This window comes from Protofrankia sp. CiT1, from assembly GCF_917627335.1.
Classification (GTDB): Bacteria; Actinomycetota; Actinomycetes; order Frankiales; family Frankiaceae; genus Protofrankia.
The window spans coordinates 1-16614 of the sequence record NZ_CAKJTP010000053.1; the positions used below are offsets into that span (position 1 = coordinate 1).

Genomic DNA, 16614 nt, shown 5'->3' on the forward strand with positions numbered 1-16614 from the left:
CCGAAGGCGCGGACGCGCCCGCGAGCCCGGCCGCGTGCCGCGCGGCCGCCGGTGGCCCCGGCCGCGTCGGTGGAGGTGCTGCCGTCATCGGGGGTGCTGCCGGTGGCGGGGGCATGACGGCCACAGCGTGCACTGGCCCGGTCGAAGCCCATGGCGCACCGAAGCCGGCTGGCACCAGCCCATGATTCTCGCTCGGGCGGCCTGGCGGCCTGCCGCCCTGGACGAAGCCCCCGGCGGCACCAAAGCCATGTGATCCACCGGATCCGGGCGGTGCACCGGCAGCGCCACCCGTCGACCCGCCGGCTGTCGCGATGGTGATCCGCCAGGTCCCGCCCAGAATTTCGGTCAGCGCGGCGCGTAGGACCTCGATGTTGCTGCCCTGGCCGAACATCCGGGCGATCGTCGCGACCGTGAACGCGAGGATGACCTCGTCACCACGAACATCGGTGACGGAGGCGTACTCCTGAAGCAGGGCATGGGTGGCGGGCTTGCGCGACCTGGCCGCACGTAGCACGTCATCCCACGCCGCGTGCAGCCGTCCCACCTCGGTCCCAGTGGTGGATGGTGTCACCGCGGTGGCGCCGGATGTGAGTGATGGGCGTGCTCCGGCCGCGGGACCCCCGGAAGATCGAGCGGGGGAGGGCGGTTCTGCCGGGCCCGGGGCAACCGTGGGAACGGGCTTTCCGGCGGCGGCCGGAACCGGAGTGGATGCTGTCTGCATGTGCGCGGCCGGCCGCGATGGTCCCGGGCTGCCGGTCGCTGCCGTGGCATGCGCCGGACCGGCGCCGCCGCCCGCGTCCGCTTGCCGTTCCAACCGCTCGAGGCGGACCAACAGGGCCGATGGGTCGGACCCGGCAGCGGGTAGCAGCGTCCGTGCCATGACCAGTTCGAGCAGCAGCCGCGGGCTGGTCGTCCCGCGCATCTCCTTGAGACCGGCATGCACGACATCCGCGGCCCGGGAAAGCTCGGCCGGGCCCATCCGGCCGCACTGGCTGCCCATCCGCTCAAGCTGGTCGGCCGAGTAGTTCTCCAGCAGCCCCTTGGCGGGAGCGTCCGGCACCGCCGCAAGGATGATCAAATCTCGTAGCCGTTCCAACAGATCTATGGCGAAACGGCGGGGGTCGTGCCCGGAGGAGACGACCTTGTCGACAACGGTGAACGCGGTGGCGCCGTCCCGCGCGGCAAGGGCGTCGACCGCTTCGTCCAGCAGGACGCCATCGGTCATCCCGAGTAACGCGACCGCCCGATCGTAGGAAAGGCCATCCGGCCCGGCACCGGCGAGCAGCTGGTCGAGCACGGACAGCGAGTCACGCACGGAGCCAGCGCCGGCTCGCACCACCAGCGGCAGCACCGCCGGGTCGACGTCGACCCCCTCCGAAGCGCAGACCGACGTGAGGTGGTCGCGCAGTGCCCCGGGCGGCACGAGTCGGAACGCGTAGTGATGGGTGCGGGAGCGGATGGTGGCGATGACCTTGTCGGGCTCGGTGGTCGCGAACACGAACTTCAGGTAAGAGGGTGGTTCTTCGACGACTTTGAGCAGGGCGTTGAAAGCCGCCGCTGTGACCATGTGGGCCTCGTCGACGACATACACCTTGAACCGCGCCGAGGCTGGCGCGAAGAAAGCACGTTCCCGCAGATCGCGGGCATCATCCACCAGCCCGTGGGAGGCGGCGTCGATCTCGGTGACGTCCATGGACATACCGCGACGGATCGACACGCACTGCTCGCACACTCCGCACGGTTCGGGCGTCGGTCCGTTCACGCAGTTCAGGGATGCGGCGAGGATGCGTGCGGATGACGTCTTGCCACATCCACGCGGGCCGCTGAACAGGTAGGCGTGGTGGAGGCGGCCGGTCCGTAGCGCCTGCATGAGCGCGCCGGTGACGTGCTCCTGGCCGACGACCTGGGCAAAGGTCGCTGGGCGGTACCGGTTGTACAGCGCGCCGCTCACACGATCACCGGCCTACTCCGTCGCTCGCTCCGTCGGCATCCCGGGCGTTGCCAGGGATCAGGGCTCTCGTCGGGCTCATGGCCCCGCGAAGAGGACGACCCCTCGCACACCCGCCAGAGCCTGCTTACCCTTGCTGCCTTCCGGCCCTGGGGGAGTTCACGAGGGTGACGCCGCGCGAGGGGTCTGCAAGGGAGTCTAAGGCCTGCTGGATGGATCTTCAGCGGCGCATCGGTGATCCGCGAGTCATCGTTTGGCTGAGCGTAATGGATCTTGATGCCCGGCGGCGTTGATGCCGCTGGGATCCGATAAGCTCGTCAGCGGAGGATTCGCCTAGTGGCCTAGGGCGCACGCTTGGAAAGCGTGTTGGGGGCAACCCCTCGAGGGTTCGAATCCCTCATCCTCCGCAGCGATCATGCAGCTCTGTCAGGGCAGGGGCCGCAGGCCTTCCGATTATGAGAACCGATCCCTGATCGTGTGGTCTTGTTTCTGGTCTCATTCGCCCGGCAAGGGCTGCTCGCCCGCGCCAGGGTGCGTCCCACCGCAGCCAGCTGACCATGCCCGCAGCCTCATGCAACATCGGGTCGGTCACATGCTGGTAGCGCCTGCGCATGCCCGAGGACCACCCCATGATCCCCATAACGATCCGGTCCGGCGCCCCCGGCAGAAGCCGGGCCGTCGCCGCGGCAGGCTGCCATGTCGGCAGCATCCGGCATGCCGGCAGGGCCCGTCATGCCGGCAGCATCCGCGTCCGCGGACGTGTCGGCCGCTACGACTGAGCACCACACAGACACGAGCCGTCAAAGAATCTCCGGCCCTGCGCCGCGTGTCCCGACCCTGGAGGGTGATGTGTCATCGAGTAGCCCCACCGGCCTGCCCGGCCAGGTGGGCCTGGGCAGCCGGACAGCCCTGTCGGCGGATCGCCTGCTTGCGCTCGACCAGGCGCACGTCTGGCATCCCTATGGGCCGATGCCCTCCACACATGAGACGTTCCTCGTCGAATCCGCGTCCGGGACACGCCTGCGCCTGGCGAGGCCAGTCGAAGGCAGGTCTGAGCTGATCGACGGAATGTCCTCCTGGTGGGCCGCCATCCACGGCTATGCGCACCCCGCTCTGGACGCCGCCCTGCATGCCCAGGCGGCAAAGATGAGCCACGTGATGTTCGGCGGCCTGACCCACGAGCCGGCGATCAGGCTGGCCGCCCGGCTGGTGGAGATGACGCCTGAGCCGCTGCGCCACGTGTTCCTCACGGACTCCGGCTCCGTGTCCGTCGAGGTCGCCGCCAAGATGGCGATCCAGTACTGGCGGTCGACGGGGCGTCCGGAGAAGGTTCGGCTGATGACCTGGCGCGGGGGCTATCACGGCGACACATTCCATCCGATGTCCGTGTGCGACCCGGTCGGCGGCATGCATCAGCTCTGGAGGCGGGTGCTGCCGGCCCAGGTCTTCGCGGACCAGCCACCCGTCGGCTTCGATGTCCCGACCGACCCGAGGTATCTGGCGGACTTCGCGGACCTGCTGGCCCGCAACGCTGACCAGATCGCGGCGATCATCGTGGAACCCGTGGTCCAGGGTGCCGGTGGGATGACCTTCCACAGCCCCGGCTACGTCCGGGCACTGCGGGAGCTGGCGTGCGACCACAACGTGTTGCTGATCCTTGATGAGATCGCCACCGGCTTCGGGCGTACTGGGAGGCTGTTCGCGGTTGAACACGCCGGTGTCAGCCCCGACATCATGTGTGTGGGGAAGGCTCTGACCGGCGGCTATCTCTCGCTGGCCGCCACCTTGTGCTCCGAGGAGGTCGCCCGGGGGATTTCGCGGGGCGAGATGCCGGTGCTGGCTCACGGCCCGACCTTCATGGGGAACCCGCTCGCCTGTGCGGTAGCCAACGCGTCACTGGACCTGCTCACGGAGGGGGGGTGGGCGGCTTCGGTCGCCCGTATCGAGGCCCGGCTGGCGAGCGGGCTGTCGTCCGTGGCCGCGTTTCCCGGAGTCGCCGATGTGCGGGTCCTGGGCGCGATCGGGGTTGTCCAACTTGATCATCCGGTGGACGTGCCGGCCGCGACCAGGGCCGCGTCGCGCAACGGCGTCTGGCTGCGGCCGTTCCGGGATCTCCTTTACACCATGCCGCCGTTCATCTCGACCGATGCCGACATCAACGCGATCACGTGCGCGCTGCACGCCGCCGCACAGGTCGGTTAAGAGCGCCCGGCAATAGGGGCGTGGATCAAGGAGCGGGGCTGGGGTGCGTGCATCGCGAGGCGGCGGAGGGAGTCACCCTGGTGTTGGGTGGCGACCGACGACAACGACGGGATGCCCCACCCGGACGCCGCGAGCCGGACAGTCCGCTATAACCGGGTACAAGGCGACCGGTATCCACAAGCGGCTCAGTCGCTTGTGAAGCCCAGCGCGCCGGATGCCTCGGAATCGCTGTCGGCGAGGAACTCCCGGCAGCGGGCGGCCTCCTCGGTTTCACCGATGGCGGCGGCGGCACGGCTCAGCGCCGCGAGCGCGCGCAGGAAGCCCTGGTTGGGCTCATGGGACCACGGGATCGGCCCATGCCCGCGCCAACCGGCACGGCGCAGCTGGTCCAGACCGCGGTGGTAGCCGGTCCGCGCGTAGGCGTAGCCCGTGACAGCCGCGCCCGCGTCCAGGGAGCGCTCGGCCAACATCGCCCAGGCAAGGCTTGAGTCCGGGAAGCGGCCCGCGACAGCCTCCGGGGCATCGCCGGCGCTGAGGGCCCTGGCGGCGGCCGGATCGAGAGCGAGCCTTGTCGGAGGCGGACCGCCAAGGAGATCCGGCCGTTCGGGGGATGTCGTCATGAGGCCCATCCTGCCGGATCGCGCTCATGCCGCATCGCGTGGGGAGCTTTCACGCGGCGGACCTGGTGGGAGGGGGGTGGGCCATCAGGTCCGCCGCGGGATCGGGGGCCGAAGCCGACATCGTCTTCGGACAGCCGGGAAACCGTGGTTCAGAGCGCCCGGCAACAGGACTGTCCGGCTCGCGCCGCCCAACACCTCCGTCGCACTCCTCCGCAGCCCTCGCGATCCATCCATCCGGACGCCGCTGTCTGACCGGACACCCTACTGCCGGAGCTTTTTACGCGTGCCCGCGCTCACAGCGCCGACGGGCTGGTGACGGTGATGTCCCAGAGGTTCTTACCGACCACACCGGTCTGTCCGTCGTCGACCCGGGTCAGATAGCTGTACAGCGACGCGAGACCCTGGGATTCCCCGCCGAAGCGGCCGTCCACCTGCAGAATGAACTTCTTCTCACGCATCGTGCTCTGCCAGACGTAAGCGTCAGCGCGAACTTCACCGGCCAGCGCGGTGGAAAGGGTTGTGCCGGCGAAGTTTGACGATGCCAGTTGAGCCTTCGCGCGTTCCAAGGTCATCGGAGGCTGCGCTGGGGCAACCGCCTGCTGGACCACCTCGGTGCTGGGCACGGCTGCCGCTGTCTGCGGTGCTGGGCCGTTGTTGGTCAGGCCCATCTTGACTGAGCAGGACGGCCAGGGGGACCAGCCGCGAGCGTTGTAGAGCTTGTGGGCGGCATCGTCCTGCAGTGCCGGTGGCGCGTCGCTGGGAAGACCGGAATAACCAAGGCCATGCCAGGTCCCGGCGTCGAACTGGTAGGCGCCGTAGAAACCGTTACCGGTATTGATGTGATAGTTGTTACCGGACTCGCACTGGCGGAGTTTGGCGAAGTCGTCGGCGGTCGCGGCGCTCGCTGGGCTGGCCGCGACGGCGAGACCACTGCCCACGAGTGCTGTGACAGCACCGGTGGTGCGCAGGACCTTGACGGCGGTGGACGACTGTTGCGGGGCGCGGTGCCTGCCAACAGACGGCATGTGGGTCGGTCCTTCCCGTCGCCTACGAGGTGAGCTGTCGGGTTCGGGCTGGGAACATGCCCGGCCGGTGACGCCCATGCGCGTCGCCGGCTTCACCCCAAGGACACCGGCGTCTCCGGTATCCGGATGTGGTTCCCCCGATCCCGTCCTAGCGGCTTCGCGGTAGGTCCTGCCGCGGCGGACGGGGACGGGATTCGGCGTCCGTTCGCGCGGCCTCGCCGATCTGGCGAGTGGGGAGGACTCTAGCGAGCCTGGCTCTTTCGAAGCAAATCGGGGTGTCGGATGAACTACATGGATCTGGCCTACATCCCCCGAATGAACTATGTGGGCCAAACTGAGAACTGTACCTGGTGATTGGGAAAGCTCCGCTGGAGGGTTGCTTGTGTTGGGTTTTTGTAACGACGAGTAATCGGGCCGGTCGTTATAGTGTTTATCTGTTGTGTTTGTTGTCACCTTGGTGTGGCCGGCCCGACTCGTCGTGCGCGGGGTCTATATCAGTTTCGTAGCCGTCAGGCGGTAGCTGTTCGGTTCAGGCTCAGCTGAAGGTGGCCGTCCAGGTTTGCGGTCCGCAGATTCCGTCCACCGTCAGGCCCTTGTCAGCCTGGAGATGGCTCGCCGCACCAGCCGACTCCGGTCCGTACTGACCATCAATCTGGATGTTGTAACCAAGACCATTCATCTGCTGCTGCCACGACCGCACGTCCGGTCGCACCTGGTCGACCAGATCGGTGGTCAAAGGCGTGGCAGCGGCAGCGACAGCGGTCGACGGGGTGGCCGCGTTCGCCGCGCGCCATGCCCAACGCGAGGAACCGCTTCTGCCGTATGAGCGTGCCTGCCACGAGCTGCTGTCCGACGAACCGGTGCTGTCTGGGCTGGCGCTGGCGCTGCTTGGACTCGACGAGCTGGCGCCTGACGAGCTGGTGCCCGACAAGCCGGTGCCGGTGCTGTTTGATGACGAGCCGCTGCCTGACGAGCTGGTGCCTGACGAGCCGCTGCCTGACGAGCCGGTGCCTGACGAGCCGCTGCCTGACGAGCCGGTGCCCGACGAGCCGCTGCCCGACGAGCCGCTGCCCGACGAGCTGGCGCCAGCCCCGAGCTGGCCGGCGCTCATGCCCCGGCCACAGACGGGCCACTGGCCGAAGCCGGATTGGGTGGCGAGCTTGAGCGCGGCCTCGTCCTGGGTGCTCGGGGAGGCGCTGCTGGGCAGTCCGGTGTAGCCCAGGCTCTGCCAGGTGCTCAGCGAGAACTGGTATGCGCCGTAATAGCCGTTGCCGGTGTTGGCCGTGTAGTCACCGCCGGACTCGCACTGGCGAAGCCCCTCCCACGTGGTGGCGGCGCTGGCCGGCTGTGACATCGCGATGCCACCACTGATCGCCGCGAGCAGGGCCGGGGTCAGCACCATGGCTCGGGTACGGACCCGGGCCCGGCGAATTCCGCGATGTCGGCCGCGAGAACTTGTACGGGACATATTGGTAATGCCCTTCCCCACGCCTGCGAGGTGAGCTGTCGGGTTCGGGCTGGGACTGCCCGGCCGTTTTCACGGCTTCACCCCGAGGACGCCTGGTATCGACGCCCGGAAGTGGGTCCCCCGTTCCTGCCGCAAGTTTGGTTTTCGTCGGGCGCGGGCAGGATTCGGCGTGCCGCCCGACGTGTCCCCGCCGTATCGACGGGCACGGCGCAGACCATAACCAGCATCGCTGGTGGCTGAACAAGCCGTGAATGCGCTTCGTGACTATGCGCACATCGGGCTGGGTGCTCTTGCCGTATCTCGAGATCGGCTGCTAACGCACGCCGGCGCGCGCTCATCACTTTCCAGCGGCGGAAACCACGGGCAGCGGCGGAGTGGCCACCGTGCCGCAGCTGGCCCGAGTAATACCGCGTGCACCCGGACAGGTTGTTTGCGTAGCCCGCGGCGCCGCATCGAATTCGGGTTCCCAGCACTCATAGCGGGCGTTCACACGACATCGTCCGATGCATTCTGGGGGAACCTGTTTTGAATCTTCTGTCCGGGCGGTCGACAGCGTCGACAGCTGTGATTCAAAACAGGTTCTACGACGGGGAAGGACAGGGCGGCATGGACCGGTGTGGTTGGGTACGAGGATCCGGTGGTGGCCGAAGGAGGCGCGAAAAGCGATGCTCGCGCCTCCTTCGGCCGGTGAGCCGGCCGGCTCAGCCGGTGAGCGAACGCCCGGCGGAGCGCAGGTCCTCGCAGGCCCGCACGACGCGGGCGGCCATGCCGGTCTCGGCCGCCTTGCCGTAGCTGCGGGGGTCGTACTGTTTCTTCACACCGACCTCGCCGTCAACTTTCAGCACTCCGTCATAATTCTTGAAAATATGGTCGACGATCGGCCGAGTGAACGCGTACTGAGTGTCGGTGTCCACATTCATCTTCACAACGCCGTAGTCCAGCGCTTCGCGGATTTCGGCCGGGTCGGAGCCGCTACCGCCGTGAAACACCAGGTCGAACGGCTTGGTATCGGCTGGCAGCCCGAGCTGTCGCGCGACATACTGCTGTCCGTCCCGAAGGATGCTTGGACGGAGTTTCACGTTGCCCGGCTTGTACACACCGTGTACGTTTCCGAAGGTTGCGGCGAGCATGTAGCGGCCCCGTTCGCCGGTGCCGAGAACCTCGGCGGTTCGCCACATATCCGCTGGTGTGGTGTAGAGCTTCTCGTCGATCGCGCCGACGACCCCATCCTCCTCACCGCCGACGACGCCGATCTCCACTTCCAGGACGATCTCAGCCTGGTGGCATTCGATCAGGAGAGCGTCGGCAATCTTGAGATTTTCCTCGAGTTCGACCGCCGAGCCGTCCCACATGTGTGACTGGAAGAGGGGGGGCCTTCCTTCGCTGAGAACCCGTTCCTTGGAGATCGCGAGCAGCGGACGCAGATAAGTGTCGAGTTTGTCCGCCGGGCAGTGATCGGTGTGCAGGGCGATATTGATCGGGTAGGCCTTTGCGACATGATGGGCGAACTCGGCGAGCGCCTGGGCGCCGAGGACCATGTTCTTCACCCTGGTGCCGGAGAGGAAATCGGCGCCACCGGTGGAAACCTGTACGATGCCGTCACTGCCGGCATCGGCGAAGCCCTTCAGCGCGGCGTTCAGGGTCTCGGACGAAGTAACGTTGATCGCCGGGTAGGCGAACGCCTCGGTCTTGGCCCGGTCAAGCATCTGCGCGTAGACGTCCGGGGTGGCGATGGGCATGGGTCTGGCTCCTGTGAGCAGTCGGGTTGCATGTCTGTCCGGTTGGTAATGAACTGATTTGTTCGGCAATCATGGGCGGGAAGCCGCACGATGAGTATGATGAGCGGGTCATCGGGGCGGGCGGGACCCGTGAGTGTGGATGGCCCGTTCGGCGCGGCGCTCTATGCTGGCATCTTCACGCTCGTATTCGTCGACAGCGGCGTCCTTATCGATATCGATTTCTGGCTGCCTGGTGACACGATCCTGTTCGTTGCCGGTCTGCTCGCGGCAGACCCGCACACGGGCATGTCGCACAGTGCGCCCACGTCCGGGATCGTGCTGGCCGCGACCGCTGGCGCCGTAGTCGGTCATGTTACCGCGCCGAGGTCTGGCGGGCCCTGTCTCCAACGGCGTCACGGCCGGATACGTGCCTGTGCTGATGCCCTCTACCAGGGCTTTGGCACTCTGGCCCGGCTTGCGGCCCGGTTTGTCCGACGGATGCGGACGTTTGCCCCTGGGCGTGCGGGAGCGGGCACCACGGCTGGATTGCCGGCGCTGCCGCGATGTTCCCGGTCGCGATGTTCCCGGTCGAGGCGGGGCGAGGCGGCGGTTGAGTTCCAGCGTCGTCGGTATCGCGGGCGGGCCCGTTCCGGCGCTACCGGGGGTAGCTGGCCTGGGCCGCTGGTCGCTTATCCGATACGGCGCGTCCTCGGGCTCCTCAGGCACAGCGATACGCTGGCCCGATCTGCTCATGACTATTCGGTCAAAAGCGATATCAGATGGCTCGCCATGCCTAGTACTCGCTACCCTTGTCCCTGCTGGAGGGGATGCGGAGGGGACACGACGCGGGGGGGACCGACCATACGGAAGGTTCCATGGATCGACATCGCAGACATCGCCGTTCCCGGCAGGGCTGGTCCGGTGCTGTCCTGGCAGTATTCGTTCTTGTTCTTGCCACGACCGGGCTGCTTCTGACTCAGCTTGTCCACGGGGGAGGGCCCGCCGCCGCGGACAATTCGACTGCCTCCTCGGCCCTGATGTCGTCGACATCACCGGTTGAGCTTGCGGCTCAATCTGTATCGCGGCAGATTGTCGACCGCGGCACGGTCAGCGGGACCGTTCAGATTCGCACCGCTGTCCCAGCCGACGCGCAGACGTGGGTGGCCTACGTTCTGCGAGGGCCCGGCACGATCGTCCGGGTGGCGCCGGTTGCCCCATATGAGATCAGTCTCGATACCCGTTCGGTACCTGACGGCATATACACCTTGAACGAGGCCGTGTTCAATGGATCGCGGACCCCGTGGGTACGGACGAGCCGAATGCGGATCATTAACACGCCCGCACCGGCAAGCACCTCGGACGCACATGCGTCGCCCGCACCGGCGATCATCCCGTCGCCGTCGTTCGTGCCGAGCCCGCAGCCGCGGTCCGCGGCGGGCGCGCAGGCCACGGTGACAGATCCCGCGCGCACGGCCGCGCCGGCCATACCGGTCGCCGCCACCGAGGCGGCGCCGGCAGACCCGGTATCCCAGGTGGTAACGCTTACGAACACCGAGCGAGCTAAAGCTGGCTGTGCTCCGCTGACCGTTGACTCCAGGCTGACAGCCGCGGCCCAGGCGCACAGCGATGACATGGCCACCCACAATTACTTCAGTCACACAAGCCAGGACGGCCGGACGCCGTTCCAGCGTATGGCCGCCGCCGGGTACCAGTTCTCGATCGCGGCCGAGAACATCGCGGCTGGGCAGCGCACTCCCGCTGAGGTCATGACCGGCTGGATGAACAGCGCCGGGCACCGTGAGAACATCCTTAACTGCTCGTTGAAGCAGATCGGCGTCGGCTATGGCGTGGGGGGCAGCTACGGGATGTACTGGACGCAGGATTTCGGGACGCCCTAGGAGTCACCGAGCGGGGCCGGGGCGCACGCACCCCAGCCCCGCGTGGCCGCGTCCCCTGTTACCAGTCGCTTTTAACGTATATTTCGCTGCTTGTCGGGCGCTGGCGTACGCCGCATGATGCCGGCAATTGCGTTCGGACGGTCACAGCCATCGGTTCTCAAAAGCGGTTACTCTTGGGTGCCGATCACGTAGGGTCGATATCATGCGACTGGAGCGACCTGTCGACGCGTTGGGCGTGACGGTGCGTTAGGTCTATCTAGTGGATCTTGATGGATCCGGGTGTGTCCGGGCCAGGGAACCCGGTGGATCGTGAACCGATCTTCCGAGAAAGTGGATCCCCGCGGTCTGTGTTTCACCGGGTGGACCCCAGGGGCGAGAGGGGGCGACGTGGTTCGTGCGGTGGTGACCGGCGCTGGCGGATTCATCGGGGACGCGGTTGCGCGGGAGTTCCGGCTACGCGGCTACGACGTCGTGCCGGTAGACGTCCGTCGCGGTCCCGGCATCGTCGTGGCCGACGTCACCCATCCGGGTGACTGGGAGAAGCTCCTTGTCGGAGCGGATCTTGTCGTGCATGCGGCAGCGGTCGGGACAGGCGGCGGCGGCGAACTGACCGCGGTCCGCGCTGGCGTGCCGAGCCGGTCGGTTCCGCTTACGGACGGTGAACTACGCAGGATCACAGTAGCGGGCACGGCCAGCGTCCTGGACGCATGCCAACGTGCTGGTGTCGGCCGCGTTGTCCACATTTCCTGCGTGAGCGTGCTGGGTGGCTCCTTCCCAGCCGAGGCTGACGAGGCCGTGCCCGTCACCATGACAGGCCTGGCGCGGGCTGACGCGCTGGCCGCGGCCGAGCACACGGCAATAGCCGCGGCCGCCCGCGGTCTGGCGGTGACGGTGCTGCGGGCCGGCGACGCGTACGGACCACGGGCGGGCAGATGGACCCTGTGGCCGTTGCTGCTGCTGCGGGCTGGCCGATTCGTTCTGGTGGACTCTGGCCGGGGCGTGCTGAGCCCGGTCCACGTCGACGACCTTGTTTCGGCGATCGCCGCGGTAGCGGACTCCCCGGCGACGGTAGGTGAGATCCTGCATGCTACCGGTGGCACGGGCATCGGGGCAGCCGAGTTTTTCGGCCGGTATGCGCGGATGGCGGGCCTGCCGCTGCCACACTCGGTACCCGCGGCGCTGGTTCGTAGGCTCGACTCGGTCGACCGGCTGCTGATCGAGCGTGGGTGGTTGTCCGGGCGGGTGAGCTCGCGCCTGCATCCTCGATCTTATGTTGATCTTGGCCCCCTTGCGTTGACGGAGCTGACCCGAACGGGTACCTACTCGATCGCAAAGATCAGACGCCTTGCCGGCTGGCAGCCCCGCGTTGGCCTTGACGAGGGGATGGCCCGCACGGAGGTACTGCTCAGAGAGCGGGGACTGCTCGGCGTTGCGGAGCCCGCCAGCCGTGGGTGAGGGGCCGGCCCTGACGACATCCAGGCTGCTCGCGCTTCCCCTGACGGTGTGGAACGCGGGCTTCGTGGCCGAGGAGCTGGGACCGCTGCTGGCGGGTGCGTGTCTGCACCGGGCGCAGGGGATCGCTGTCGACGCGGCGGGCGATCCGACCGCCGCGCTACGGCGGGACCTGCGCCGCCGAGCCGGTGCGGGTCGCGGTGTGATGACGTGGACGGTGCGCGGTGACGACTCAGCGGCTGTCGGGCTGCTGGCGGTGGACGCCATTGACCGGCGTGCCCTGGTGTCGGTGTCCATCGGACGTCCCTACCGGCGTCGGGGGTATGCCACCGAGGCGCTGCGGGCGCTGGCCAGTTGGCTGGAGTTCCGCGGTCCGGTAGTCGTCGAGAGCCGGGTGCGGGTGGGTGACCGCACGGGTGAGCGGCTGGCTGTGGCGACCGCGTTCGTGCCCGCGGACATAGTGCTGGCGGATGGTTGGCGGGTCTGGTTCCGGCCGCCACCTCCGTAGCGTCACCACTGTCCGGGCGGCACGGTCCTGTTCTCATCGTTTTCGTAACTTAGAGTTATCTAACTGGCCCCGATGTTTACCTCGCCGCAGGATGCGGCACCATAGATGCGATGTCGCGAATGGGACGGTGTGGACCAGTCGCCCAGCTCGCGCGTCCGTGTCGGTTGGTCATCGGCGCGTGTCATGGATGGGGGACCGTACGGTTGGCGCGAAGGCGCCTGGGAGGTTCTCAGAGTGAGCGTGGAAACTCATCGTGAAGTCGCACTTACGAACAGTCCGGACGAGGCAGGTCCAGTGCGACCGCGCGGGTCCGAGGTCACGTATGATCATCTGATTATTCCGCCGCATTGGCGCCGTTCGGACGAGTCCGGGCCAGGGGCGTACAATCCACTGTTCCCGGATGATCCGTGTATCGATCCGCATAATCCACAGACCGGTCCCATCACGGGCGCCATGACCGGCCCTCTGCTGGTGGGTACCACCGCTCGTGCGTTCGCCAAGCTCGACGACCTGGTCCGCCTCAATGCCGACGACCGCGCGGTCATCGACGCCCGGCGGGATGACGCTGAGCAGGCCCTGCGGGCGATCTTCCCGCCGCGCTGCGCGTTGCCTCTCGTCGGTGTGGCGACCATCGGTTCCGCGGGGCGTGACACGATGATCCGCCCGCTGGACGAGGTTGACATCTTCGTCGTGTTCAGCGCCGCCAACAGCGCGTGGAAGCGCTTCCGCTGGGACTCACGCGACCTGCTGCTCTGTGTCCGTAACGCGATCGGCGGTGACCGCATCCAGACGATCGGCACGCGTGGCCAGGCCATGCGCATCGTCTACAACTCAGCCCCGGACGTCCATCTCGTGCCCGCCTTCGACCATCCGCGGGCTGGTTATGTCATGCCGGACTGTGTGGGCGGATGGCTGCCGACCCGCCCTGAGCGGCACGCGAGCTGGATGGCGGACGCGGGCCCGCGGGTCGCCTCGGCGGTTCGGCTGCTCAAGGCGTGGAATCGAGTCTGTGGTAGCCATCTGCGTTCGTTCCACCTCGAGGCGCTCGCGGGCAAGGTTCTGATCAACCGTGGGCTCAACACCCGGCAGGCGCTGGCGGAGGTCTTCAGGCACATCGAAACCAAGGGATTCACCGCCTACGACCCGGCGGAGGTCGGCGGTGACCTGTCGACGTACCTGCAGCCGGGCGACTGCGACGCCCTTGCGGAGTCGGTGCGTTTCGCCCGTGCCCATGCTGATGACGCTGTTGAAGCGGAACAGGCGGGCCGGCACGAGGATGCTGTCAACCTGTGGCGGCAGGTATTCGGGCCGGAGTTTCCGACTTTCGGTTAGGGGCTTTCGCGGATATTGGCAGCAGAGTCCCTTCGCGACCGCGGCACGTCCGTGATGGCGGATGCCGCATCCCGGGGCGTGGTCACGGCGTGCTCTGTGTGCCCCAAAGCCCGACCAGGACCTCGACGTTGTTGATGGTCGGTGGCAGAGCCGGCGCCGGCTGTTCCGGGCCGGTCCGGCGGTAGCGTCGCCAGGCGACTCGGCCACCAGATCTTCGGGCCGATGTCGAGCGCCAGCGCGGGGACGAGGATCGAGCGCACCACCAGGGTGTCGAGCAGCACGCCGAACGCCACCAGAAAGCCCACCTCGGCAAGCTGCACCAGCGGCAGGATGAACAGTACCGAGAAGGTGGCCGCCAGCACGACTCCCGCCGAGGTGATGACGCCGCCGGTGACGGCAAGCCCGTGGCGCACTCCCGGCTCGGGGCCGATTCTCTCAGCTTCTTCCCGAACTCTGATCATCAGGAAGATGTTGTAATCGATTCCCAACGCTACCAGGAAGATGAATCCCAGCAGTGGCAGGGAGGGATCGGCACCGGCAAAGCCGAACAGCCAGTCGTACGCGAGCGCGCTGGCGCCGAGCGCGGCCAGGAACGACAGCACCACGGTCGCAATCAGCAGTAACGGGGTGACCACGGCCCTCAGCAGCAGCCCGAGAATCACGGCCAGGACACTCAGGACCACTGGGATGACGACCCGCTGATCGCGCACGGAGGCGGTGCGTACGTCCAGATTCACGGCGGTGGTTCCGCCGACCAGCCCGTCCGCACCGGGTATCGCGTGGACGGCATCCCGGAGCTGTTTAACCGCGTCGAAGGAGGCCTTCGTGTCGGGCGGCGGCGAGAGAATAGCAATGAACTGGACCAGGTTCGCTCCGCGCCCGTTTTCTTCGGCAGCGGTGACCGCGGGATTTCCGCGAATGGTGGCAAGGACGTCGGCCGCGGCCGAGGCGTTGGCAATGATGTATGCCGGCGCGGTCGCGCCAGCCGGGAAACTGCGCTGGGCGAGTTCCTGACCTACCACGGAGTCCACCGGTCCGGTGAATCCCTGATCCCCACGTAGGTTCGTGTTCAGATGTACGGTCGCGAACGCCAGCCCGGTCAGTACCAGCGTGGCCGCGATCCAGACCCGGCGAGGCCGCGCGGCGATTCGAGCGCCGGCCCGTGACCAGAAACCGGGCTCCTCGACCGCTCCCGTGCCGTACCCGGGGATGAACGGCCAGAACAACCGCCGGCCGCACGCGACAAGCACGGCCGGGAGAAGCGTCATTATCGTCACCAGCGCCGCGGCTATACCGATGGCTCCCACCGGGCCGAGACCTCGGTCGGAGTTGAGGTCGCCCAGTAACAGGCACAGCAGGCCCACGATGACGGTCGCGGCGGAGGCGACGACTGCCGGCCCGGCCCGGCGGATAGCGACCCCCATTGCCTCGTGCGCACTTTCGTGCCTGGTCAGTTCCTCTCGGTATCGGGCAATGAGCAGAAGCGCGTAGTCGGTGCCGGCGCCGAATACAAGCACCCGTAATATTCCGGCGCTCTGCCCGTTGACGGTCAGCTCGCCGTACCTGGCCGCGAGATAGGTCAGGGCGGTGGCCACCTGGTCGGCGATGGCGACCGACAGCAGCGGTGCCAGCCACAGGAAAGGGCTGCGGTAGACGATGAGGAGAATGACCGCGACAACCCCACCGGTGACGAACAGCAGGGTGGTATCGACACCGCTGAACACGTCGTAGGAGTCCGTCAACAGACCGGCTGGTCCGGCCAGCCCTGTCTGGAGCCCAGGCGGCGCGGCAGTGCGTACGATCCGGCGGATCTCCTTGACGTCATGGGTGAAATCCACAATGTCTGACCGCTGCGCGAGGCTGATGCTCAGCAGCAGCGCATTGCCCCTGGGGGACGGGATAGGCCCACCGATCGGGATTACGGAGAACCTTTGGAGCTCGTGACCGAGCGCCTCCACCGTTGCCCGGTCGGCGGAGGTCAGTTCAGGATCACGGGCGAAGACGACGATCGCTGGTACGGCGTCCCCGCCCGGCAGAAGCCGCTGGGCCGTGAGCACGCGGGTGGATTCGGCTCCGGCGGGCAGGAAGGCCGCGGCGTCGTTCTTCTGCGCGTCGGCCAGTCTGGACGCGAGTGGGCTGACGACGACCGTAATAATGATCCACAGCAGGAGGGCGGCCCACTTGAGCCGTGGCCGGGCCGACCACGCGACGATTCTCCAGGCTCTGTCCACCAGCATCCCCGCCTCCGGTCCCAAGCAAGGATGTTCGCAGGAAGGCCGCCTGAGACGGAAGCGATACGGCGGGCGCGCCAGCGTGACGGGTTATCAAGGTTTTCGAGCAGGCGGCATGCTGTACCCGGCGGCGTGCCCGCCGGAAAACCCACGCGGGGGCTGCCCCAGCGCAGGGCGGCCGCCTGGGTGACGACGGACTCTCAGCCCCATCC

General features: G+C 67.4%; 12 protein-coding genes, 1 tRNA gene, 1 other RNA gene, 1 pseudogene and 2 riboswitches. Of the genes and pseudogenes, 6 read left to right on the forward strand and 9 right to left on the reverse strand.

The genetic code is table 11. The annotated features are described in order from the left end of the window. A partial coding sequence (locus MJ785_RS11010) for a DNA polymerase III subunit gamma and tau (RefSeq protein ID WP_239380676.1) occupies positions 1–1951 on the reverse strand: 1951 nt, incomplete at its 3' end. A 90-nt stretch (positions 1952–2041) separates the two neighbouring features. Then, an RNA gene (gene ffs / locus MJ785_RS11015) (signal recognition particle sRNA small type) lies at positions 2042–2138 on the reverse strand. 132 nt (positions 2139–2270) lie between these two features. Here ffs and MJ785_RS11020 point away from each other — a divergent pair. After that, positions 2271–2355: transfer RNA gene (locus tag MJ785_RS11020), tRNA-Ser, on the forward strand. Between the two features lie 562 nt (positions 2356–2917). Continuing rightward, positions 2918–4150, forward strand: coding sequence for an adenosylmethionine--8-amino-7-oxononanoate transaminase (locus tag MJ785_RS11025; RefSeq protein ID WP_370651417.1), 1233 nt, complete (start codon positions 2918–2920; stop codon positions 4148–4150). A gap of 185 nt (positions 4151–4335) precedes the next feature. Here the strand turns inward: MJ785_RS11025 and MJ785_RS11030 are convergent, their stop codons facing one another. The 6 genes and pseudogenes from MJ785_RS11030 to MJ785_RS11060 all read right to left on the reverse strand — a co-directional run bounded on the left by MJ785_RS11030 (position 4336) and on the right by MJ785_RS11060 (position 9353). After that, on the reverse strand, positions 4336–4770 hold the full coding sequence (locus MJ785_RS11030) for a DUF3151 domain-containing protein (RefSeq protein WP_239308291.1): 435 nt from the start codon (positions 4768–4770) through the stop codon (positions 4336–4338). A gap of 293 nt (positions 4771–5063) precedes the next feature. After that, positions 5064–5795 carry a transglycosylase family protein gene (locus tag MJ785_RS11035; protein ID WP_239308290.1) on the reverse strand — a complete coding sequence of 244 codons (732 nt, stop codon included), beginning with the start codon at positions 5793–5795 and terminating at the stop codon, positions 5064–5066. A 5-nt stretch (positions 5796–5800) separates the two neighbouring features. Then, a riboswitch (cyclic di-AMP (ydaO/yuaA leader) is annotated at positions 5801–5967 on the reverse strand. A gap of 363 nt (positions 5968–6330) precedes the next feature. Beyond that, on the reverse strand, positions 6331–6531 hold the full coding sequence (locus MJ785_RS11040; protein ID WP_239308289.1) for a peptidoglycan-binding protein: 201 nt from the start codon (positions 6529–6531) through the stop codon (positions 6331–6333). 321 nt (positions 6532–6852) lie between these two features. Then, positions 6853–7263: pseudogene (locus MJ785_RS22250) on the reverse strand (transglycosylase family protein); the annotation flags it as partial. Positions 7264–7268: 5 nt separating this feature from the next. After that, positions 7269–7443: riboswitch (cyclic di-AMP (ydaO/yuaA leader) on the reverse strand. A 521-nt stretch (positions 7444–7964) separates the two neighbouring features. Next, positions 7965–9002 carry a class II fructose-bisphosphate aldolase gene (gene fbaA, locus MJ785_RS11055; protein WP_239308287.1) on the reverse strand — a complete coding sequence of 346 codons (1038 nt, stop codon included), beginning with the start codon at positions 9000–9002 and terminating at the stop codon, positions 7965–7967. 108 nt (positions 9003–9110) lie between these two features. After that, positions 9111–9353, reverse strand: a complete 243-nt coding sequence (locus MJ785_RS11060) for a hypothetical protein (RefSeq protein WP_239372800.1) — start codon at positions 9351–9353, stop codon at positions 9111–9113. A 788-nt stretch (positions 9354–10141) separates the two neighbouring features. Between MJ785_RS11060 and MJ785_RS11065 the strand changes: the two genes are divergently transcribed. The 4 genes from MJ785_RS11065 to MJ785_RS11080 all read left to right on the forward strand — a co-directional run bounded on the left by MJ785_RS11065 (position 10142) and on the right by MJ785_RS11080 (position 14171). Further along, a complete protein-coding gene (locus MJ785_RS11065) occupies positions 10142–10879 on the forward strand; it encodes a CAP domain-containing protein (RefSeq protein ID WP_239308286.1) in 738 nt (245 codons plus the stop codon). Positions 10880–11266: 387 nt separating this feature from the next. After that, positions 11267–12334: an NAD(P)-dependent oxidoreductase gene (locus MJ785_RS11070; protein WP_239308285.1), complete on the forward strand. Its 1068-nt coding sequence runs from the start codon at positions 11267–11269 to the stop codon at positions 12332–12334. Beyond that, positions 12327–12839 carry a GNAT family N-acetyltransferase gene (locus tag MJ785_RS11075; protein WP_239308284.1) on the forward strand — a complete coding sequence of 171 codons (513 nt, stop codon included), beginning with the start codon at positions 12327–12329 and terminating at the stop codon, positions 12837–12839. Before MJ785_RS11070 ends, MJ785_RS11075 begins: the two co-directional genes overlap by 8 nt. A gap of 234 nt (positions 12840–13073) precedes the next feature. Next, complete coding sequence (locus MJ785_RS11080) at positions 13074–14171, forward strand: nucleotidyltransferase (protein WP_239345384.1); 1098 nt, start codon at positions 13074–13076, stop codon at positions 14169–14171. On the opposite strand, the gene MJ785_RS11085 is transcribed toward MJ785_RS11080, so the two are convergent. After that, complete coding sequence (locus MJ785_RS11085) at positions 14168–16408, reverse strand: MMPL family transporter (RefSeq protein ID WP_239308283.1); 2241 nt, start codon at positions 16406–16408, stop codon at positions 14168–14170. The two genes, MJ785_RS11080 and MJ785_RS11085, sit on opposite strands and share 4 nt — an antisense overlap. Between the last annotated feature and the right edge of the window lie 206 nt (positions 16409–16614).

Bases quoted from the DNA above. Each gene is read 5' to 3' on its own strand.
- MJ785_RS11025 (WP_370651417.1), top strand. From the start codon at position 2,918: ATGCCCTCCACACATGAGACGTTCCTCGTCGAATCCGCGTCCGGGACA.
- MJ785_RS11030 (WP_239308291.1), bottom strand. From the start codon at position 4,770: ATGACGACATCCCCCGAACGGCCGGATCTCCTTGGCGGTCCGCCTCCG.
- MJ785_RS11035 (WP_239308290.1), bottom strand. From the start codon at position 5,795: ATGCCGTCTGTTGGCAGGCACCGCGCCCCGCAACAGTCGTCCACCGCC.
- fbaA (WP_239308287.1), bottom strand. From the start codon at position 9,002: ATGCCCATCGCCACCCCGGACGTCTACGCGCAGATGCTTGACCGGGCC.
- MJ785_RS11060 (WP_239372800.1), bottom strand. From the start codon at position 9,353: ATGACCGACTACGGCGCCAGCGGTCGCGGCCAGCACGATCCCGGACGT.
- MJ785_RS11085 (WP_239308283.1), bottom strand. From the start codon at position 16,408: ATGCTGGTGGACAGAGCCTGGAGAATCGTCGCGTGGTCGGCCCGGCCA.